Origin of the sequence: Nonomuraea terrae (genome assembly GCF_044465245.1) — a bacterium.
Taxonomy (GTDB): Bacteria; Actinomycetota; Actinomycetes; order Streptosporangiales; family Streptosporangiaceae; genus Nonomuraea; species Nonomuraea terrae.
In genome coordinates, this window is sequence record NZ_JBITLL010000008.1 from 530,181 (window position 1) to 551,480 (window position 21,300).

General features: G+C 69.2%; 15 protein-coding genes. 9 read left to right on the forward strand and 6 right to left on the reverse strand.

The window, feature by feature from the left end; all coding sequences use genetic code 11:
- Positions 1 to 9: 9 nt before the first annotated feature.
- The 3 genes from ACIBP6_RS40945 to ACIBP6_RS40955 form a co-directional block, all read right to left on the reverse strand.
- Positions 10 to 4,710: an outer membrane protein assembly factor BamB family protein gene (locus ACIBP6_RS40945; RefSeq protein ID WP_397059863.1), complete on the reverse strand. Its 4,701-nt coding sequence runs from the start codon at positions 4,708 to 4,710 to the stop codon at positions 10 to 12.
- A gap of 30 nt (positions 4,711 to 4,740) precedes the next feature.
- On the reverse strand, positions 4,741 to 5,877 hold the full coding sequence (locus ACIBP6_RS40950) for a HupE/UreJ family protein (RefSeq protein WP_397059865.1): 1,137 nt from the start codon (positions 5,875 to 5,877) through the stop codon (positions 4,741 to 4,743).
- A 246-nt stretch (positions 5,878 to 6,123) separates the two neighbouring features.
- Positions 6,124 to 7,122: a LysR family transcriptional regulator gene (locus tag ACIBP6_RS40955; protein WP_397059866.1), complete on the reverse strand. Its 999-nt coding sequence runs from the start codon at positions 7,120 to 7,122 to the stop codon at positions 6,124 to 6,126.
- 68 nt (positions 7,123 to 7,190) lie between these two features.
- Here ACIBP6_RS40955 and dnaE point away from each other — a divergent pair, with 68 nt between their 5' ends.
- The 3 genes from dnaE to ACIBP6_RS40970 all read left to right on the forward strand — a co-directional run bounded on the left by dnaE (position 7,191) and on the right by ACIBP6_RS40970 (position 12,881).
- Positions 7,191 to 10,733: a DNA polymerase III subunit alpha gene (gene dnaE / locus ACIBP6_RS40960; RefSeq protein WP_397059868.1), complete on the forward strand. Its 3,543-nt coding sequence runs from the start codon at positions 7,191 to 7,193 to the stop codon at positions 10,731 to 10,733.
- Between the two features lie 205 nt (positions 10,734 to 10,938).
- Positions 10,939 to 11,358, forward strand: coding sequence for a YciI family protein (locus tag ACIBP6_RS40965; protein ID WP_397059870.1), 420 nt, complete (start codon positions 10,939 to 10,941; stop codon positions 11,356 to 11,358).
- A gap of 224 nt (positions 11,359 to 11,582) precedes the next feature.
- Positions 11,583 to 12,881: an MFS transporter gene (locus tag ACIBP6_RS40970; protein WP_397060285.1), complete on the forward strand. Its 1,299-nt coding sequence runs from the start codon at positions 11,583 to 11,585 to the stop codon at positions 12,879 to 12,881.
- A gap of 304 nt (positions 12,882 to 13,185) precedes the next feature.
- Here ACIBP6_RS40970 and ACIBP6_RS40975 read toward each other — a convergent pair whose 3' ends face one another.
- The 3 genes from ACIBP6_RS40975 to ACIBP6_RS40985 form a co-directional block, all read right to left on the reverse strand.
- On the reverse strand, positions 13,186 to 13,653 hold the full coding sequence (locus tag ACIBP6_RS40975) for a hypothetical protein (RefSeq protein ID WP_397059872.1): 468 nt from the start codon (positions 13,651 to 13,653) through the stop codon (positions 13,186 to 13,188).
- Positions 13,654 to 13,761: 108 nt separating this feature from the next.
- Positions 13,762 to 14,091, reverse strand: a complete 330-nt coding sequence (locus tag ACIBP6_RS40980) for a PadR family transcriptional regulator (protein WP_397059873.1) — start codon at positions 14,089 to 14,091, stop codon at positions 13,762 to 13,764.
- A 275-nt stretch (positions 14,092 to 14,366) separates the two neighbouring features.
- Positions 14,367 to 15,791, reverse strand: a complete 1,425-nt coding sequence (locus tag ACIBP6_RS40985) for an FAD-dependent monooxygenase (RefSeq protein ID WP_397059875.1) — start codon at positions 15,789 to 15,791, stop codon at positions 14,367 to 14,369.
- 58 nt (positions 15,792 to 15,849) lie between these two features.
- Here ACIBP6_RS40985 and ACIBP6_RS40990 point away from each other — a divergent pair, with 58 nt between their 5' ends.
- From ACIBP6_RS40990 to ACIBP6_RS41015, 6 genes are all read left to right on the forward strand, one after another.
- The gene (locus ACIBP6_RS40990) at positions 15,850 to 16,467 is read left to right on the forward strand and encodes a TetR/AcrR family transcriptional regulator C-terminal domain-containing protein (protein WP_397059877.1); all 618 of its coding nucleotides are present in this window, start codon (positions 15,850 to 15,852) and stop codon (positions 16,465 to 16,467) included.
- A 546-nt stretch (positions 16,468 to 17,013) separates the two neighbouring features.
- A complete protein-coding gene (locus ACIBP6_RS40995; protein ID WP_397059878.1) occupies positions 17,014 to 17,382 on the forward strand; it encodes a hypothetical protein in 369 nt (122 codons plus the stop codon).
- Between the two features lie 510 nt (positions 17,383 to 17,892).
- Positions 17,893 to 18,564, forward strand: coding sequence for a TetR/AcrR family transcriptional regulator (locus ACIBP6_RS41000; RefSeq protein ID WP_397059880.1), 672 nt, complete (start codon positions 17,893 to 17,895; stop codon positions 18,562 to 18,564).
- Complete coding sequence (locus tag ACIBP6_RS41005; protein ID WP_397059882.1) at positions 18,557 to 19,429, forward strand: ABC transporter ATP-binding protein; 873 nt, start codon at positions 18,557 to 18,559, stop codon at positions 19,427 to 19,429. The genes ACIBP6_RS41000 and ACIBP6_RS41005 overlap by 8 nt, the downstream gene beginning before the upstream one ends.
- Positions 19,426 to 20,982, forward strand: coding sequence for an ABC transporter permease (locus ACIBP6_RS41010; RefSeq protein WP_397059883.1), 1,557 nt, complete (start codon positions 19,426 to 19,428; stop codon positions 20,980 to 20,982). Before ACIBP6_RS41005 ends, ACIBP6_RS41010 begins: the two co-directional genes overlap by 4 nt.
- Before the next feature lie 55 nt (positions 20,983 to 21,037).
- Positions 21,038 to 21,193: a hypothetical protein gene (locus tag ACIBP6_RS41015; RefSeq protein WP_397059885.1), complete on the forward strand. Its 156-nt coding sequence runs from the start codon at positions 21,038 to 21,040 to the stop codon at positions 21,191 to 21,193.
- Positions 21,194 to 21,300 lie beyond the last annotated feature (107 nt).

Genomic DNA, 21,300 nt, shown 5'->3' on the forward strand with positions numbered 1-21,300 from the left:
GGGGGTGCGTTACGGCGCGGGGACGCCGTCGAGGATGCCCACCGCGTCAGTGCCCGGCGTGACGACGAGCTTGCGGGTGAGGGTGTAGGACCCGCCCGCCGGCACGTCGACGTGGAACCGGCTCATCACCCAGTTGCCCGCGGCGTAGACGTCGAAGGCGCCGGCCGGGGTGCCGTAGACGAGACCGAAGACCTGCGGGTCGGTCCCGGTCATGCCGATGTACGGCTTGGTCGGGACGTAGGCCGCCGTCGCACCCGGCGCCACGATGCCGGCGCCCGGGATGACACTGGCCTGGCCGGCCACGTCGTGGTCCATCGCGTCACCGGTCCACACGCTGAGTGGAGCCGTCCCGGAGTTGCTCAGCTCCGTCGAGACCGTGGCGAAGTCGTCGCCCGGCTGCAGGGTGTACGTCGTCGTCGCCGTCAGACCCGTGAAGCCGTTGACCGGCCCGGATACCCGGACGACTGCCTTGTCGCCGGTCGCCTGGACGATCTGGACGTCGGTCGCCGCCACCGACCGGATGTCCCAGGCGCTACCGCCGGTCGGCTGGGTCGCCGAGACGTAGGGCAGGTTGATCCAGTCGAACTGGTCGGCCATGCCGCGGACGGCGAGGTCGACCGGCTTGCCGCGGGTGCCACCGGAGAGCTGCGCGTCGTCGTAAGCGTCGGCGATCGCCATGGAGAGCTTGTCGTTCTCGAGCATGACGTCGCCGTAGCCCGCCTCGACCAGGCCCGAGCCGATCTGCTTGCCGTAGCTCGCCTCGACCGTGACCGGACTCAGCGCGACGTCGGCGACGCCGCTGCCCGCCGCCGGCACGGTGACCGTGCCGGTGGCCGTCTGGTGGCCCAGCTTGGCCACCCGGACGTCGTACTGACCGGTCGGGGCCTTGACCAGGTACTTGCCCTGGGCGTCGGTGCTCGTGCTCGCGACCACCTTGCCGGCCTGCTCAAGGGCGACCCGGGCACCGGAGACGGTGGCGCCGCCCGCGGTGATCGTGCCGGCCGCGCGAGCGGTGTCCGGGACGGCCGCGTCGTGCAGGTCGATGTCGTCGACCCACTTCGCGATGTCGCGGGTGGGGTCGCCACCGGCGGTCGCGTAGTCGGTCAGGTGGTAGAAGCTGAACTGCTTGGTGGCACCGGGCGCCATCGTGGCGTCGTAGTAGAGACCCTCGACGTAGCCGTACGCACCGACCGCGGTCGGCGTGTCCAGCGCCCACGCGAGACCGTGGGCGGCCTGGCCGTTCGTGGTGGCCGCGTCGGCGCCGACGTAGACGTAGTTCCCGGTCCAGCCCGAGGTCTTCAGACCCGGGTTGACGCCGCTGAACCCGGGGATCCGGCCGTTGTCGACCGAGCTGTCCGGGTCGATCATGTAGGTGAAGTAGCCCTGGTAGCCCGTCGTGCCGGTGTTGGTCAGCTTGACCGTCATCTTCACGATCGGAGCGTCGGGCAGGGTCTCGTAACGGACCTGCGCCTTGATGGCTGGGTTCGCCCGGTACTGACCGTTGCCGACCACGGCAGCGCCGTCGACCGCGAGGTCGGGCAGGTCGAGCTGGTCGTTCGGCCGGTCCCACGAGTCGGGCGGTGTGAGGCTCGGACGCAGCAGCATCTCGCCCCAGTCGAGGGTCTCGGCGCCGTTGGCGTCGTTGAGCATGAGGTCCGACAGCGCACCCTGCCCCAGACCGCCGGCGCCGTTGTTGCCCGCGGTGTACGGCGTCACGGACGCCCGGATCCTGTCGTTGGCCAGGTAGTAGTACTCGTTGCCGGTGACGACGTCCGTGCGCGTGCTGCCGTTGCCGTAGTCCGGCGCGTACGTCGACTTGCCGGCGACCGGGTGACTCACCTTGATCAGCTTCAGGTCGGCCGTCGCGCTGCCGGTGGTGCCGACCGTGACGCCGGCCACCGAGCGGTCGTCGGCGATCAGGCCCCGCTTGGCCGCCGTGACGGTCCAGGTCGACGCCGTCAGGCCGATCCGGTAGCGGCCCTGGGCGTCGGTGCTGGTCACCGCGGTGTCCTGACCGGCGGCGACGGCGGTGACCTTCGCGCCGGCGATCGGAGCGCCCGTCTCCGGGTCGCTGACCGTGCCGGTCACGGTCGCCCAGCGCTGCGCGGACTCGCCGCCCGGCACGTAGGCGTAGAGGTTGCCGTCCCAGGCGCCCGTCACGACGGTGTTGCCGCTGACGGCCGGGCCGGCGCCCACCCAGGTGCCGATCTCGTGGCTCCACAGGATCTGGCCGGTGTCGGTCGCCAGGGCGTAGAACCTGCCGTTGTTGGCGCCGACGAAGAGCGTGTCGCCGGCCACGACCGGGCTGGACATGACGCCACCGTGGTAGACGTCGCCGGGCAGCACCCGCTCCCAGAAGACGTTGCCGGTCTTGGCGTCGAGGGCGACGACGGCGCCGCTCGGGAAGCCCATGTAGACGACGCCGTCCTTGACGGCCGCGGCGCTCGGGGTCGAGCCGCTCGAGACGAGCGAAGAACGCGAACTCTTGTACGTCCACAGCGTCGCGCCGGTCTTGGCGTCACGGGCCGCGATGCCGTTGTTGGCGCCGATGAAGACCTTGCCCTCGGCCGCGGTCGGTACGCCGTCCTGCCAGCTGCCGAGCGACTCGGCTCCGGTCCACTTGCGGGCGCCGGTGGCCAGGTCGTAGGCGAGCACGCGGTCGGCGGTCTCGTTGCCGACGTACACGGTGCCGTCCATGACGGCGGGCGTGCCGTCGCTCATGGTCGCGCCGGACATCGGCGAGGCCCAGATCTGCCGCCCGGTACGGGTGTCCAGCGCCTTGAGTACGCCCTGGCTGCCGATGCCGAAGCGGGTCTGGTAGGGCCAGAGCACGGTGTGGCCGGAGACGGCCGGCGAGTAGTAGCCGTAGGTGCGCTGGTTGTTGGGGGCCGGCGCCTGCTCGGGCACGGCCTTCCAGCGCAGCTTGCCGGTCACCGCGTCCACGGCGTAGAGCTCCGAGCCGAGGGTCGGCGCGAAGATCAGGCCGTCGCCGTAGGCGAGGCTGCCGTGGATGGACTGCGGCACCTCGAAGTTCCACAGCTCCTTGCCGTTCTTGAGCTGGACGGCGTGGATCCGGCTGTTGCCGTCGCCGTTCTCGTCGCGGGTGCCCGCGTAGACGACGCCGTCGTGGATGACCGGCGACCCGGTGAGGAAGGTGCCGTCGGTGCGGAAGCTCCAGGCCAGGCGGCGGCCGGCCTCCTGCGCCGGCGCCACCCCGGAGTGGGCCTCGTTGCCGTGGTGCTGGCCCCAGTCACCGCCGGGGACCGGCTTGAGCGCCGGCTCGTCGGTGAGGGTGAAGTCCGCCGACCTGGTCCAGGTCTTGCCCGCCGCGTCGACCACCTTGACCTCGATGTTGTGCTCACCGACCGTCTGCAGGCTGTTGGGCAGGTTGCTCTGCCAGGTGAACTCGCCGCTGTGGTGCAGCGGCATCCAGTTCTTCTCGCCGGCGATCCGGTAGCGCGCCGAGACGACCTCGTCGCCGGTGTCGTAGGCGTTGATCTGGATGCCCGGGAAGTCCTTGGCCGGCACCTTCGAGCCCGGCGCGGGGCTGACGATGGTGAGGTGCTCGTTCTCGCCGTACATCCGGAACGGGTTGTCGAAGCCAGGACCGGTCATGTGGATGTAGCGGAAGCCGCGGGGCGCGTTGTCGATGGTGTACGAGCTGGAGACGGTCTGGATGTGCTTGGCGGTCGAGGCGAACGCCGAGTTGTTCTCGACGTGGTTGGAGTGCTCGTGGCCGACCAGGATCAGCTGCGCCTTGTAGTGCTCGAGCACGTCACCGAAGGCGTCGTACGTCGACGGCGAGCCGAACGGGACGTTCATCGGCTGGTGGGTGAGGACGACGACCTCGATGTCGTTGGTCGGGTCGTCGTCGAGCGGAACGCTCGCGGCGAGGTCGTCCTTGAGCCAGTTCAGCTCCTCGTCGAACGGCGCCGAGCCGTTGTTCTCGAGCACCACGAAGTGCCGGTTGCCGTAGTTGAACGAGTACCACTCCGGGCCGACGTTCTTGCGATAGTTGTCGATCTTGTCGGCGTACGCCGAGCCGCTCGCGTACTCGTGGTTGCCGACGGCCGGCCACACGCCGACGGCCGACTGCTGGGTGCCGCGACGATACGTGTCGAACTGCCCCTGGCTGGCGTCGTTGGTGAGGTCGCCGCTGACCGCGATGAAGCGCAGGTCGGTGCCCGTGGAGTTGATCTCGCGGATCTGGTCGGGCAGCTGTGCGTTGACGTGCGGGTCGGCGATGTTGGCCCAGGAGAAGGTGTCGCCGTCGGAGAGCTCGTCACGGATGAGCGCGAAGTCCGCCGTCGGCGTGGCGTCGTCGGCGAGCTCGCCGAGGTTGGCCCAGAACCTCGGCTCCTTGTACGCGTCCAGGCCGAACCGGTAGCCCCGCGGCTGGCCGGCCCACACGATGTCCGTCTTGCGACGGTCGGTGGAGATCGTCAGCGAGTAGGAGCCGTCGGTGGCGGTCGTGGTGGCGACCCTGCCGTCGGAGACGCGCACGCCGGCCAGGCCGGCCTCGTCGGGGTCTCGCCGGCCGTCGCCGTTGGCGTCGACGTACACGACGCCGCTGACGGTGGCCTCCGGCGGGTCGATCGCGTTCGCCGCGTACGACGTGAGCGGGCCCGCCACGACGCTGGCGGCGAGCGCCAGCGTGGTGGTGTACAGGACGACGCGCAGGCGCGCGCGTGTCCAGGTTAACGCGGACATCGGGATCCTTCTGAGTGGGGAGAGGGGGTGTCAGGCCAGGAGCGGGGAGCGTTCCACGAACCAGACCAGACCGGCACCGGCGACGGCGACGGTCGCCGCGACGGTGCCGAGCGTGAGGGCGCGAGCGGCGACCGGCGTGGTCGCGACCCTGCGCAGGAACAGCAGCACCGGGAAGGTGAGCGCGATGATCGCCAACTGGGCGAGTTCGATGCCGACGTTGAAGGAGACCAGGTCGGCCAGCGTGGCGGCCGACAGCGGCCCGTCGACGCTGAGCGCGCCCGCGAAGCCGAGCCCGTGCAGCAGCCCGAAGCCGAAGACGACGGGCAGCCGGTGGCTCGTCCTCGGCGAGAGCAGGTTGTCGAGCGCGACGAACGCGATCGACAGCGCGATGAGCGGCTCGACGATCCACCCGGGCACGCTGACCCAGCCGAACGCGGCCGGCACCAGGGTCACCGAGTGGGCGACCGTGAAGGCCGTGGCGACCTTGACGACGTCCCGCAGCCGCTTCGCACCCAGCAGCAGCGCCAGCAGGAACAGCACGTGGTCGAGCCCGAAGAGCAGGTGCTCTGCCCCGAGCCGGACGAACCGCGGGATCTCGCTGAGCAGGTCCGTGCTCCCCACCGTGACGCTGGTGCGGGCGATGTCGAGCAACGTCGAACCGCGGTGGCCATCGACGTCGTAGGCGACCATCGTGGTGGTTTCGTCGACGACGCCGTCGGAGGCGTGGAAGATGTCGCTGCGGACGGTGAGCGCGCCGGAGGCCGGGCAGTCGTAGGCGAGCGCGACCTGCACCGCGCCTGAGTCGGCGAGTTCGACGCGGGCGTCGTCCTGGGCGGTGCACCCGATCAAGCCGCGGCTCAGCCGCAGCCGCCCGCCGACGTACGCCGCCACGTCGCTCGCGTGCGCGTTCAGCGAACTGCGCCGCACCTCGGTCGGCACCTCGGCGGCCGCACCGTCCACGCCGACCGCGTCCGGGGCCAGGACACCGTCGAGGCCCAGCAGCCGGCCAAGGACGTCGTACTCCACGTCGACGACAGCCGCGACGCCGTCGCCCTGGCCGCGCAGGTCGACCGCGACCGAGGTCGCGCGGATGTGCGCCTGCGCCGGAGCGGCGAGGAGGAGCAAGGCAACAACAGGGATGAGGAACGCCAGCAGACGCACGGGCACGCACTTCCGTCGTGGGGGAACGGCGGTCGATACCCCACCCTGCAGTGATCGCTCCACACCGGGCAACTGGTGACGACCCAATTCACCGACCCTTCCGCTGCCGGTCACCCACCGGCCGAAAGCCGGGTTTCTGTTCGCCCGAAGCCGGCTTCCGGGCCCGGCTACGAAGCCGGATGAGCCGGCTCCCAGGGCGCGCCAGCACGAGTGGAGCATGACGTCGTGACGTCGGCGGCGTGTGCCCGATGTTCAGGTGGGGTCCACGGTGAAGGCGGCGCGGTCGGGGGCCGGCAGCCATTGGCGTTCCGAGTCGAACGGTCGGAAACCGCGTTGGATGAAACGGGTGAGCAGAGCCAGCACCGGATGGTGGTTCTGCCGGTGATACAGCAGTGAACACGGATAGACGGGCGCGGGATCGACGAGCGGGATCTGCACGGTGCGCGGATTCCATGGCAACCGCAGCTCTTCACCGCCGAAGCCGATGCACTCACCGGAGCCGATCCGCTCCATGAAGTGCTCCCAGCCGAAGTCGGGCCCCGAGGTGTCGATCTGGATGTCGAACGCCGCGCCCAGGACGTTGTAGAAGTCTGCCCACTCGCTGCCAGGGGTGTTCCCGGGCATCCACACGGTCGATCCGGACAGGCGTTCCATCTCGACGTGCTGCCGGCCCGCAAGCGGGTGATCACGGCTCACGAGAAGATGCACCGGTTCCAGATACGCCGGGATGTGGCGTAGCTCCTCGTCCAGCGTCCCGATGACACGGCTGAAGAACACGTCGACGGATCCGCGGGTGAGCGCGCCGTGCGCCGATCTGAGCCCGTTCGAGGTGAGGATCTCGATGTCCACGTCCTCGACGGTCTGATGGAACGCCCGGAGCAGTTCGACGGACCGCAGCCGGGTGTCCAGGACGTCGACCCGAAGTGCGCGGCGACGACCGCGCAACAGGTCGACCGCCTGGTCGGCAAGGCTGACCAGGGAGCGCGCGTGATGGAGGAACGCCCTGCCGTCCTCGGTGAGGTCCGCCCCCGCACGGGTGCGGAAGAACAAGCGGACGCCGAGATCGGACTCCAGCTTCGCGATGCGCTTGGAGATGGCCTGCTGGCTGATTCCCAGCCGGGTCGCGGCCTCGCCGAAGTATCGGTCCTCGGTGATGGCGGTGAAGGCTCGAACAGCACCGAGATCCAGATCCAGCGGCACCTTATGGACAACTTCTGGTTGTGAAGAATCGGTGTGTCGATTGTTGGACAACCACGCCTGCTCTCGGGTCGAATGCTCGGGTTCGCAGCCGAGCCTACAACCAGGGGGCGTGGTTTCCGATGGGGTCCTTCGTGCACCTCCACGTGCACACCGAGTACAGCATGCTCGACGGCGCCGCCAAGGTGGGCCTGCTGATGGACGAAGTGGCGCGACTCGGCATGCCGGCCGTGGCGATGAGCGACCACGGCAACGTGCACGGCGCCTACGAGTTCTACCGGTCGGCGTGCAGGACGGGCATCAAGCCGGTCATCGGCATCGAGGCGTATGTCGCTCCCGCCTCCAGGCACTACCGCAAGCCGGTGTACTACAGCGAGGACGTCTCGTTGCGCCGCTCCGACGACGACACCGGCGAGGGCGGGGACGTTTCCGGCCGCGGCCTGTATACGCACATGACGATGTGGGCGGCCGACGCAAGGGGCCTGCGTAATCTCTTCCGCCTGCAGTCCCGGGCCTGGCTCGAAGGGCACGTGCAGAAATATCCGCGCATGGACGATGAACTGCTCGCCGAACACGGCCAAGGAATCATCGCCACGACCGGCTGCCCCTCCGGCGAGGTGCAGACCAGACTCAGGCTCGGCCAGTACGCCCAGGCAGTCGAGGCTGCCGCCCGCTACCGCGACATCTTCGGCAAGGACAACTACTTCCTGGAACTCATGGACCACGGTCTCGCCATCGAACGCCGCGTCCGCGACGAGCTCATGAAGCTCGGCAAGGAGCTCGACCTACCTCCCCTGGCCACCAACGACTCCCACTACGTCACCGAGGACCAGGCACAGGCGCACGACGCGCTGCTGTGCGTCGGCACCGGCAAGCGGCTCGCCGATCCCGACCGCTTCCGGTTCACCGGCAGCGGCTACTACGTCAAGTCCGCCGAGGAGATGCGCGCGCTGTGGGACGCCGAGGTCCCCGGCGCCACCGACAACACACTGCTGGTGGCCGAACGGGTCGGCGACTACGGCGAGGTGTTCGCTCACCGGGATCTGACACCCCGCTTCCCCGTGCCCGAGGGCGAGACCGAGTCAACCTGGCTCCGCAAGGAAACCCTGCAGGGGGCGCGCCACCGCTACGGCGACCACCCTCCCCAGGAGGTGCTGGACCGCATCGACTACGAACTCTCGGTGATCGACGCCATGGGCTTCCCCGGCTACTTCCTGGTGGTCGCCGACATCTGCCGGTATGCCAGGAAGAACGGCATCGGCCTGGGCCCCGGCCGCGGATCCGCCACCGGTTCGATGGTCGCCTACTGCACCGGCATCACTCAGCTGGACCCGATCGAGCACAAACTCATCTTCGAACGCTTCCTCAACCCCGAGCGCATCACCATGCCGGACGTCGACCTCGACTTCGACGACAGGCGGCGCGACGAGATGATCGACTACGTCACCCGTAAATACGGCGAGGACCGGGTCTGCCAGATCGTCACGTTCGGCACCATCAAGGCCAAGGCCGCGGTGAAGGACTCCTGCCGGGTGCTCGGCCTGCCGTACGCCCTGGGCGACCGCATCACCAAGGCGTTCCCGGCCGCGGACGGCGGCAAGGAGATCCCGCTGGCCGCCATCCACGACACGCGCCACCCGCGCCACGGCGAGGCCACCGAGCTACGCCAGATGTACGCGCAGAACCCCGACGTCAGACAAGTGATCGACACCGCCGCCGGCATCGAGGGCCTCACGCGCGGCACCGGAATCCACGCCGCGGGCGTGATCCTCTCCCGCGAGCCGCTCATCGACGTGATCCCCCTGGTCAAGCCCAAAGCGGACGGGCCCGTCATCACCGGCTTCCCCTTCACCCAGGCCGAGGACATGGGCCTGCTGAAGATGGACTTCCTCGGCCTGCGCAACCTCACCGTCATCGGCGACGCCATCGCGAACGTCCGCGCCAACAAGGGCGTCGACATCGACGTTCTCGGCATTCCCCTGGACGACCCCACGACGTACGAGCTGCTCGCCCGCGGTGACACGCTCGGCGTCTTCCAGCTGGACAGCGGCGGCATGCGGGTGCTGCTGAGGCTCATGCAGCCCACCACGTTCACCGACATCGCCGCGGTGAACGCGCTGTACAGGCCTGGCCCGATGGAGATGAACGCCCACACCAACTACGCACTGCGCAAGACCGGCAGGCAACCGGTAGAGCCGATCCACCCCGAGCTGGAAGCGGCGTTGGAGCCCATCCTGGGCGACACCTACCACCTGGTGGTCTTCCAGGAGCAGGTCATGGCCATCGCCCAGCAGCTCGCCGGTTACTCGCTCGGCGCCGCCGACATGCTGCGGCGGGCCATGGGCAAGAAGAAGAAGGAGGTCCTCGACGCCGAATGGGACCGCTTCTCGACGGGCATGGGCGCACGCGGCTTCTCCGAAGAGGCCGTCAAGGCAGTCTGGGACGTCCTCGTCCCCTTCAGCGGCTACGGCTTCAACAAGTCCCACACCGCGGGTTACGGCCTGGTCTCCTACTGGACCGCCTACCTCAAGGCCAACCACCCGTGCGAGTACCTCGCCGCACTACTGACCTCCGTCGGCGACGACAAGGACAAGATGGCCGTCTACCTGTCGGACTGCCGGCGCCTGGGCATCAAGGTGCTACCGCCCGACGTCAACGCCAGCCGGCTCGACTTCACCGCTGTCGGATCCGAGATCCGCTTCGGCCTGGGCGCCGTACGCAACGTCGGGGCCGGCGTCGTGGACGCCGTCGTCCGCACCCGTGAAGCTGAGGGCCGCTACACCGACTTCAACGACTTCCTCGCCAAGGTCCCGTCCGTCGTCTGCAACAAGCGCGTCATCGAGTCGCTGGCAAAGGCGGGCGCCTTCGACAGCATGGGGCACCATAGAAAAGGCTTGGTCGCGGTGCACGAGCAGGCCGTCGACGCGGTCGTCGACGTCAAGCGGAACGAGGCGCACGGCCAGGACTCGCTGTTCGGCGAGCCCGGCCAACGCAGCGCCTTCTCGGTCACGATCCCCCAAGGCGAATGGGACAAGGCCACCCTGCTCACCTTCGAACGCGAGATGCTCGGGCTCTACGTCTCCAGCCATCCGCTCGACGACGCGGAAAGCGTCCTGTCCGCCAACCGAGACACCACCATTGCCGACCTGCTCGCGTCCGGACGTCAAGACGGCATGACCAGGATCAGCGGCATCGTCTCCGGCCTGCAACGCAAGGTCACCAAGCAGGGCAGCCCATGGGCGATCGTCACCCTCGAAGACCACGACGCCTCCGTGGAGTGCCTCGTTTTCCCCAAGACCTACACCTTGTACGGCGAGACGCTGGTCGAGGACCGCGTCATCTCGGTTCGCGGCCGGATCAACGTCCGCGAAGAGACCATGAGCATCTACAGCGAGGAGATCGCGACCCTGGACGTCTCCCAGGCGGGCACCCATCCCCCCGTGGTGATCTCGGTCCAGGAGGCACAGCTGAACCTGCGGGTCGTGCAGGAGCTGAAGCAGATCCTGATCGCCCATCCCGGCCGGGCGCCCGTCCACGTGTGCCTGCATCGCCGGGGCGCCAGGAGCGTGCTGCTGAACCTCGTACCCTTCCAGGTCACTCCGGGGCCCGCGTTCTACGGCGACCTCAAGGCGCTGTTCGGCCCCGGAGCGATCGGCGGAGCATGACCGGTTGGTTGGCGTGTCCCGTTGCCGTACCCCCAGGCCGTGCGTCAACGTGCGGCCGAGCGCGAAAAGGTGCTCCAGACGGGTGTTGATGACGAGAAAAGCTTCGGCGTCATGTCGAATCCGTCCCTTCCCGTTTGACGCATGGTGAGCCACGGTTGAATCGGCCAGTGGGGCCGATCCCGGGCAGACGCGAAGGAACACAGCGATGAAGGTCATGGTTCTGGTCAAGGCTACGGAGCGGTCCGAGTCCGGCGAGTTCGGTACAGCCGAGGAGTTCGTGGCGATGGACCTCTACAACAAGGAGCTCGTCGAGGCGGGCGTCGTGGTGGCCGGCGACGGACTCCAGCCGACCAGCAAGGGCAAGCGGGTCGCCTTCGACGCCGACGGCAACACCACGGTGATCGACGGCCCGTTCGCCGAGACGAAGGAGCTGGTCGCCGGCTACTCGATCTGGGAGGTCGCCTCGATGGAGGAGGCCATCGAGTGGATCAAGCGCTCGCCGGTCCGCGGCGGCGAGATCGAGCTCCGAAAGGTCCTCGACGCTGAGGACTTCGACGACTCCTTCCCGGCCGAGATCGCGGCGGCCGAGCAGCGGATGCGCCCGGAGCGCACCGCCGCGCAGTAGTGACGTCAGCGACCCGGCAGGCGATCGACCCGGTCTGGCGGATCGAAATCCGCCGGACCGGCCTGGCCGGTGTCGTTCGCGATGTCTGGCTGGCCGAAGACCTCGCGCAGGACGCACTCGCCGCGGCGCTCGACCAGTGGCCCGAGTCAGGTGTCCAGACAACCCGGGCGCCAAACCCCCCGAAGTAAGAAACGGAGCCCCACGTGACGAGCGAACCACGCGCCATGACGCGCGACGACCGCAAGGTCCTCGCCGGCACCCTGGCCGGCACCACCATCGAGTGGTACGACTTCTTCATCTACGCCCAGGCCGCCGGCCTGGTCTTCGGCCCGCTCTTCCTGGCCCCGGTGAACGAGCAGGCCCCCGGCCTGGCCACGCTCATCTCGCTGGCCACGATCGGCATCAGCTTCCTGTTCCGCCCGCTCGGCGCGATCGTCGCCGGCCGGTACGGCGACCGGCTGGGCCGCAAGCGCATGCTCGTGCTGACCCTGCTCCTCATGGGCGCGGCCACCACCCTCATCGGCCTGCTGCCCACCTACGGGTCGATCGGCGTGGCCGCGCCCATCGCCCTCATCCTCCTGCGCGTCCTGCAGGGCTTCTCCGCGGGCGGCGAATGGGGCGGCGCCGCCCTGCTGGCGGTGGAGCACGCGCCCCGCGACCGCCGTGGATGGTGGGGCGCCTTCCCCCAGATCGGCGTGCCGATCGGCCTCATCCTGGCGACCGGCGTTCTGTGGATCATGAGTACGGTGACCACGCCGGAGCAGTTCCAGACGTGGGGCTGGCGGGTGCCGTTCCTGCTCTCCCTGACCCTGATCGTCATCGGCTATCTGGTGCGGCGGGCCGTCGAGGAGAGCCCCGTGTTCCAGGAGTTGCAGCAGCGCACCAGGACGTCCTCCGCGCCGCTGCGCGACCTGTTCCGCGGCAACAGCAAGAACGTGATGCTCACCGCGTTGATCTTCGTGGCCAACAACGCCGCAGGGTACCTCCTCATCGCCTACTTCATCAGTTACGGCACCACCACGTTGGGCCTGTCCCGGCCGTCCGTGCTGCTCGCCACGGTCGTCGGATCGGTCGGCTGGCTGGTCTTCACCCTGTACGGCGGGGTGCTGTCCGACCGGATCGGCCGGGTCCGCACCTTCCAGATCGGCTACGTGCTCGTGTTCGTCTGGATGATTCCGCTCTTCCTGCTGATGGAGACCCGCAGCATCTGGCTCTTCACGGCGGCGATCATCGTCCTGAGCATCGGCCTGGGCCTGTCGTACGGGCCCATGTCGGCCATGTACGCCGAGATGTTCCCCGTCTCGGTGCGCTACTCCGGCGTGGCCATCGGCTATGCGCTCGGCGCCATCCTGGGCGGAGCCTTCGCACCCACGATCGCCCAGGCACTGGTGCAGAGCACGGGATCCGCCTTGTCGGTCGGCGCCTACATCATGGCGCTCTGCGTGATCTCCCTGGCGGCCGTCACGGCGGTCAAGGAGCCGAAGGGCACCGACCTGGGGCTCACCCGACAGCCGATCGTCTGACACCGGCGCACCAGCTTGCGGCGCGCCTCATCGGCCGGATGGCGTATTTCCGACGTGGGCATGCGTGAGAACGTACGGACAGGTGACCCGTGCCCTGAGCCGGTGCCGAGGAACGAAGCACCGGCTCACCGAGCATGCCCCGGCCATCAGGAGAGGCCGGCTCACGCCTGCTGGCCGTAGGGCTGTATGTGTACGACGGCGCGGCAACCCGCTCGGTTGGTACGGCGCGGCAAGTGTGCGGTGGCCGGCCTGGCGTCGGCGGCCGGGAACCGGCCCCCAGGCCGCTTCCGGGAAACACGGCTCCCTAGTCGGTGACCATGATCTTCACACGGACGGAGCCGTCGTTGTCGCTGAGGCAACCGTCGGCGTCGTTGACGCGCAGCTGGAGGAAGCCCGCCTGGCGCGCCCGGATCAAGCCCCTGCTGCCGACCCGGTAGTGGTCTCCGTTGATCTTCGCGATCATCGAGCCGTGCGGATGCCTGCTGAAGATCTTGCACTCCTGGTAGATCCTGCGGTCGATGTGCCTGGCGTAGCCGGCCGAGGACACGTAGGGGAACTCGCGGTAGTCGACCGTCCACCGGCCGCTGACGTAGTGGATCCGCACCATGTCACCGGGTTCGACGTACACTCCCGCGTGCTGCCAGCCCCTCTCGGAGCTGATCCATTTGCTTTTGCCGTAGTGCGACGTGGCCGAGGCAGGAGAGGCGCCGGCGAGGACACAGCTGCCGGCGGTGAGCGTGGCGAGGAACAGGGTGGCCAGCTTCGATCGCATCTGTGGATGCCCTTTCCGAGGTCTGTTCTTTATGTCCGTCGTACATGCGGGTTGGACAGCGCTCGGGTGAGGAAGGTTCGCGGCCTTGGCGATCTTTTTCCGCCCCGCTCACAAGGCGCTCAACCGCACGTCCGCGACCGGTCCGCGGGACCGCTCGGCTCGATCGAGGGCGGCGCGACCCCGGAGTGCACCCTTCTCGGTCAGCGTGTAGGAGTACCGGGCGCGGCGCCCCTGGGCCAGGTGCTCGGCCGCGGACTCCTTGTGGCGCTCGACCCACCCGAAGTCACGCTCCAGTCGCGCCAGGATCGGGTAGACGGTGCCGCTGGGCCGGCGCGTCTTCTCGCACAGCTCCAGCCCGTAGCGGCGCTTGGCCGGGTCGGACAACAGCTCTTCCAGCACGAGCATCGTCTGCAGGGTCATCCGCGGACCATCCGCCATAGGGAGGACTCTAGACATCCCACACGGAACGTGACATCACCTCGCCGGTGATGACCACGTGGCCACTCGCTGGAGTCCCTGGAGAGGGAGGGCGGCCCAGTACTCCGAGCCCGCTCACGCCGACGCCACGGAAGCCTCGTCGTCGACGAGCACTCGATAGATGCGGACCGCTGAGGAAAACGTGCCCTTTGTTCTTTCCCGTCGGGATGACCAGCTTGCCTTCGTCTGGGTGAGCTGCCACGGTGGCTCCCTTGTGATCGCGGTGTGTGTACGCCTCAGGCGGCGATCCAGCCTTCGGTCGATCCCGTCGTCGACGCCACGTAGCCGTCCGGACGGATCAACGCCCGTGTGACGCCGGGCCAGGGCAGTCGGGGTACGACGGCCACCGTCACGTCGGGATGGGGTGCCGGTGCGGGCTCCGTCGTCAGGAGGACGAACCTGCCGCTGTGGAACAGGTCGCTCGCGTAGCCATGCTCCAGCTCGAAGTCCGGCAGGCGGGTGCCCGTCGCCGGGTGGGCGTCCGGCGGGGCCGGGTAGCGGACGTCCAGGCCCGAGACCAGGCCGGACAGGTGGCGCTGGACCTCTGGCAGGGCGGCCAGCTCCGTGACGAGAGCGCGCACCGCCCGCTGTTCCGCGGTCGTCGGGATCAGCGCCGACTGGGTTGCCACGTTGTCCATCACCCGGGCCGCCACCGGGCGGCGCTCCGATTCGTAGGTGTCGAGCTGACCCGCGGGGGCCCGGCCGCGGAGCACCGCCGCCAGTTTCCAGCCCAGGTTCATCGCGTCCTGAAGGCCCAGGTTCAGGCCCTGACCGCCGGCCGCGAAGTGGATGTGGGCCGCGTCGCCCGCCAGGAGGACCCGGCCGCTACGGTACCGCTGCGCCAGCCGCGAGTCGTCCGCGAACCGGGACGCCCAGCGGATCTCCTCGATCTCCACCTCCTCGCCGTAACGCTCGCGCACGACCTGGCGGATTTCGTCGTCGGTCACCTTCGCGCGCATGTCGGCCGGACGGCGCAGGCGGTCGCCGTACCCCAGCCGGTACAGACCCGGCGGGCCCAACGGGATCAGGGTGTGGAACACCCCCGCGCCGTGTGACGCGACGATGTTCCGCATCGACCGCCACTGCTCCGGGACACCGGCGGGCGCCACCCGGAACACCACGTCCGCCACCACGCCGTACCCCCGGCCCTGCACGCCGTCGAACGACAGCCCCAGGCCGCGCCGCACGGCGCTGCGCCCACCGTCACACCCGACGAGGTAGTCCGCGCGGACGCGCGCGCCGTCCGCCGTGACCGTCACGCCGGTCGCGTCCTGGACGAACCCGGTCAGCTCGTGCCCGCGGAGCACTGTCCCACCCTGCTCCACCAGCCGTTCCTCCAGCGTTGCCTCGACCTCCCCCTGCGGGATGCCCACCTGGTACGGGTGCCGCGTGTCCCAGCCGGCGTAGCTCACCGGGATCGCCGCGAAATGCCCCTCCCCGACGGTCGCGAACGACCGCTGCTCCGCCCGTCCGAGCAGTCCCCGCAGGTCGAGCACCTCCGCCGTGCGCGGCTGCAGGTTCAGCGCCTTCGACAACCCGCTCCGCGCGCTGAGCCGTTCCAGCACCACGACGTCGACTCCGGCCAGCGCCAGCTCGTTCGCCAGCATCAGCCCGGTCGGCCCTGCCCCGGCGACGACCACCTCTGCGGTCAGCTCGATCATTCCGCCTCCTTAACGGCGTTAAATTGAACTCTGCCGAGGATGCCCTTAACATCGTTAAGTGTCAACCCCGCGTCCCGAGGAGCTCCGACAGATGGCCCTGACCAGGCAGGACATCGCCCGCTCCGGGCTGAAGCTGCTCAAGGACGTCGGGCTCAACGGGCTGACGCTGCGCCTGATCGCCGCCGATCTCGGGGTCAAGGCGCCGGCACTGTACTGGCACGTCAAGAACAAGCAGGAACTGCTCGACGAGATGGCGACGCAGATGTACAGGGACGCCGCAGCCGACCGGGAGCCGCCCGAGCCGCTGGAGGAGTGGGACCTCGTCGCGCACCGCGCCCGCGTACTACGCCGGATGATGCTCGCCTACCGCGACGGCGCGAAGGTCTTCTCCGGGACCTACCTCGGCGACGTGGACCCGGACGACGAGCAGCCGCTGAGCCGGAGCATCGCCTCCGGGCTGGACGAGCGGCGCGCGGCGATGGCGTTGTTCACCGTCTACAGCTTCGTCATCGGGTTCACGATCGAGGAGCAGGCTGTGTACCCCGAGCCGGGCAAGCTGGACCAGCGCTACGCCGGGGCACCGGGTGGAGCGGTGTTCGGGAACGTCGACGCGCGGTTCGACGACGGGCTGTCCATGGTCCTCGACGGAGCCCGCCGGTGGCTCGGGATGGAGTAAGCGCCTTCCACCTTGACCTCGGGTGGAGCGACCACTGTTGCGCCGGGAACTTCTCCTCGCCCGCCACCGCCGTGAGGATCAGGCCGCGTGTTCCCCGAGTTGTCCTTGCAGCCGTGCTGGGCCGACGATGGCCCTCGGAAGCCACGTGAAGACCGGTGAGGGGCTACGGTGATTCCGGACGCTGTTCCGCTCGATTCGTAAGCGCCCTGGCCAACCGACCGGGTTCGCCGGTCACCCTGCACGGCCCCGCCACGGTTGAACGGCATTATGATCACGCCCCGTGCCATGAACGTTGGTCTTGCCTAGCGTGCGTATATGCGGCGCTTGTGCGGGCTCGGGCTGGCAGTCATCGGAATCATGAGCGTTACGAGTTGCTCGCCTCCCATAGGCGGGTGGTCCGGAGTCAGTATCGACGCTCAGGGACACCCCGTCATCGTCTTGTCATGGTGCGAGGGAGCGGCTCCTGAGCGTGTGACAATCTCCCACCGCGAGGACGACTCGGGCGCCTTGGATTCGCTGCCAGGCCCTTCGTCGTCCGCGACGGTCGTGAGCGACGTGGACTTCATCGCACCGTCCCTCAATGGGCAGAGCGCATCTGTCCGGCTGGATGCACCCGAAGACGGTTGGACGGTAGAGCCGAAACCGCTCGTGCTGCGCCCAGGGGTGCTCTATTCGGCCAGTGGTTACCAGAAGCGTGGCGGTTCCTCCAGCCAGGTCAACATCCGCGATGTCAGCTTCAGGGCGACCGACTTCGCGAAGCTCAAACCCGGCCAGGTCCTCATCCAGCGGGGAGAAAGCGTTCCGCTGAAGACTCCAGAGGCCAACGGGGTTGACTCAGAGATCGTCTTCGTGGACAAGGTGATCCCCCGGGAGAACTTCGACCGCGAGGGCCAGAATTGGGCCAACTGTGAATGATCCCTCTTGCTGTTGGTGAATGCACCAGCACGCTCGAGTGGATCAGAGGACCATCGAATCGACCACCGCTGTCAGCTTTCGACCGGGTCACGTACCGCGTCGTGAATTGCTGTCGTGCTCTCCCGGTTCGGCACGAGCAAGACCCGCACCTGCGGCGCTGAGTGGCACCCGCCGAATCGGCGGCGTGGCAACCCCGGCCGGTGCGTTCGGTTGGTACGGCGGGGCGACCGCGCGGTGCCCGGCCTGGTGTCCCGCGCCGTCCGGGACCTGCCCAGGCGGCACGCCCGGACGGCGGGCAGGCGGAGGGCCGGGAGTACGGCGGCGCGGCACGCTCCTGGCCGTCGCCGCCGGGTCTCTCTTGGCGCCTATGTCCCGCCGGATGACACCGACCGCGGCGGCTGCCTCGTCCACCTCGATCCGCCAGGCGCGTCGGCCGTGGTGCCAGCTGTCCGGCAATGAATGAAGCCAATATCTTGATATGGCTGCCAATATGTATATATTGTCCCCGGTATGTCGATATCGTCGGGCAAGGACCGTCCCCCGGAAGACCTGACCGCGCGCGCCCGCATCCGCGACGCCGCCTTGGCCGAGTTCGCCGAGAAGGGCTTCAAAGGTGCGACCATGAAGGCCGTCGCCGACGCCGCCGGCGTCTCCATCGGCCTGGTGCAGCACCACTTCGGCTCCAAGGACGGCCTGCGGGAGGCCTGCGACCAGCATGTTCGCGACGTCATCCTGGGCGCGGCCGGCGAGGTCCAGGACGGGGCCGACGTCAGCCCTGAGTTCCTCCGGGGCATGTACGAGGCGAGCGGGCTCAGCGTCCGCTATCTCGCCCGGGCCCTGGTCGAGGGCTCGCCGGTGGCGGCGGCGTTGTTCGACGAAGGCGCCGAAGCCGCCGAGCGATTCTTCGCCGCGACCTGGCCCGAGGAGTTCTCTCCCGGCGAAGCGAGGGTGCGCGAACGCGCCGCCGTGATGGCGGCGATGCACCTCGGCACGATCGTGCTTCATCAGCATCTGTCCCGGCGGCTCGGCATCGACGTGTTGCAGGGCGCGAACTCCAGCCTGATCGGCACCGCCCTGGCCGACGTCTACGCCCACATGGGCCAGTGGATCGCAGCGGAGCAGGGCGGCCGGCTCCGTCAGGCCGTCACCGACTTCCACACGAAGGAGCACCCCGATGCCTGATGTGATCCGGATGACTCAGCTGGTCAAGACCTTCGGCCGGGTCCGCGCGCTGGACGGCCTGGACATGACCGTGCGGGAAGGCGAGGTGCACGGGTTCCTCGGCCCCAACGGCGCCGGCAAGACCACGACCCTGCGCATCCTTCTCGGCCTGCTGCGCAAGGACGCCGGCGAAGTCGAACTGCTGGGCGGCGACCCCTGGGCCGAGGCCGTCGAACTGCACCGGCGGCTGGCGTACGTCCCCGGTGACGTCACCCTCTGGCCGAGCCTGTCCGGTGGCGAGGTGATCGACCTGCTCGGCCGCCTGCGCGGCCGCGCCGACGCCAAGCGGCGCGATGAGCTGATCGAGCGTTTCGCCCTTGATCCGCGCAAGAAGGCCCGGACGTATTCCAAGGGCAACCGGCAGAAGGTCGCGCTGATCGCCGCGCTCGCCTCCGAGGTGGAGCTGCTGTTACTGGACGAGCCCACTTCGGGCCTCGACCCGTTGATGGAGGCGGTCTTCCGCGAGGTCATCACCGAGGAACGGCGCGCCGGCCGTACGGTCCTGCTCTCCAGCCACATCCTGGCCGAGGTCGAGGCGCTCTGCGACCGGGTGAGCATCATCCGCGACGGCCGGATCGTGGAATCCGGCACGCTCGCGCAACTGCGCCATCTCACGCGCATCTCGGTCACGGCGGAGCTGGCCAGGGTGCCGGGCAACGGGCTGCCGCATGTCCACGACCTCAGGGTCGACGGTGGCCGGGTGCGCTTCCAGGCCGACACCGAGCACATCGGCGACGTGCTGGCCCGGCTGGCGGAATGCGGCGTCCGCGACATCACCGCCCAGCCCCCCACTCTCGAAGAGCTGTTCATGAGGCACTACCGATGAACACCACAGCACTGATCCGGCTGATCCTGCGCCGCGACCGCGTCTGGCAGCCACTGTGGATCCTGTCGGTCGCCCTCTTCGTCGGGACCACGGTGGCCACCATCCGGGAGCTGCTCCCGACGCAGGAAGCAATCCTGCACTACGCGAACGAGATCGCGAAGAACCCCGTGATCCTGCTGCTACAGGGACCGGCATACGGCGACAGCCTCGGCGCAGCCGCCGCTCAACAGCGGGGCGCCGCCACCACGATCTTCGCCGCCCTGGCCAGCATCATCCTCCTGGTCAAGCACACCCGCTCCGACGAGGAGCAAGGGCGGCGGGAGCTCGTCGGCTCGGCCGCCGTAGGGCGGCACGCGCCGCTGACCGCCGCCCTCACCGTCGTGCTTGGCGCGAACGTGGCCCTGGCCGGGCTGATCACCGCGGTGTGCGCGAGCGCCGGGCTCCCCCTGGCCGGATCCCTCGCCTGGGGGTTGATGGCCGCTTCGGCCGGCTGGGTGGGGGCCGCGCTGGCCGCGGTGGCCGTACAGGTCACCCAGCGCGCCCGCGTGGCCGGAGCCGTGGCCTTCACGGTGTTCTTCGCGGCGTACCTGGTCCGCGGGGTGAGCGATCTGGGCGGGCCGGGCATGCAATGGCTGGGCTGGCTCGTGCCGAACGGCTGGATCCTGCGAGCCCACGCCTTCGGCGGCGAGCGGTGGTGGGTGTTCCTGCTGGTCGCGGGGTTCGTCGCGGCCATGGTCGGGCTGGCCTACGCACTGTCGGCCCGCCGGGACATCGGCGCCGGCCTCGTGCCGCCACGGCTGGGTCCCGCCCGTGCGCCGAACGGCCTGCGCGGACCGTTCGGGCTGGCGTGGCGGATGCACCGGGGCATGGCGCTGGCGTGGATCGCGGGTGGCGCCTTCATCGGTGCGGGGATCGGGCTCGGCGGGCAGACCGCCGTCGAAACGTTCGGTCAAAGCGGAGCGCTGGACTTCTGGGCCGGGCGGACGGGAGCGGATGATCCTGCGGAGATCTTCTTCAAGCTCGTCGTGTACGAGCTGGGGGTGTATTCCGTCTCCCTGTACGCGATCATGACGGTGCTCCGCCTGCGTGGCGACGAGGCTGCGGAACTCTTGCTGTCCGGCCCGGTGAGCCGGGCACGCTGGGCGGCCGGCCATCTCGTGTTCGCGGTGACGGTACCCGTGCTCGTGCTGGTGATCGCCGGCCTCGGGCTGGGCCTCGGCGACGGGGACTTCGCCGGTGGCCTGGCCATGACCACGGTCATCCTGCCCGGCGTCTGGGTGATGGCCGGGACAGCCGTGGCGGCATTCGGGCTGTTCCGGCGGGCCGGAGCGGTCGTGGGGTGGACCGCTTTGGTGCTGGCCATCGCCATGGAAGTCGCCTGGGAGGTCGGGCTGGTGAGCGACTCGCTCTTCATGATCTCCCCGTTCGCCCACGTGCATTACTCCACGCTGGCCGACCCGGGACCCGGCACGCTGCTCGGGCTCACCCTCGTGGCCTGCGGATTCACGGCCGCCGGGCTGTACGCGCTCCGCCGCCGCGATCTGGCCCTGTGACTCCAGCCGCGCAACGCGCCGATGGGCGGCTCTCGGCATGCCCGCGGGAGAGGCCGTGATCCACGTCGAGATCCACGACCTCGACCCCCTGCCGTTCGCCGTCAACGGCCGGGTGGCGCTGCTCGGCGACGCCGCGCACGCCATGGGCCCCGGCCGCGGCCAAGGCGCCGGGCATCGCCGGAGGACGCCGTCGTGCTCGCCGCCGCCCTGACCGCCGAGCCGTCGGTCGAGACCGCCGGCGGCCACCGCAGCTGTCTGCTACGCGTACTGAAAGGTGACACCGGCACTGCCACGCGCACCTGGAAGGAGGACCACAGG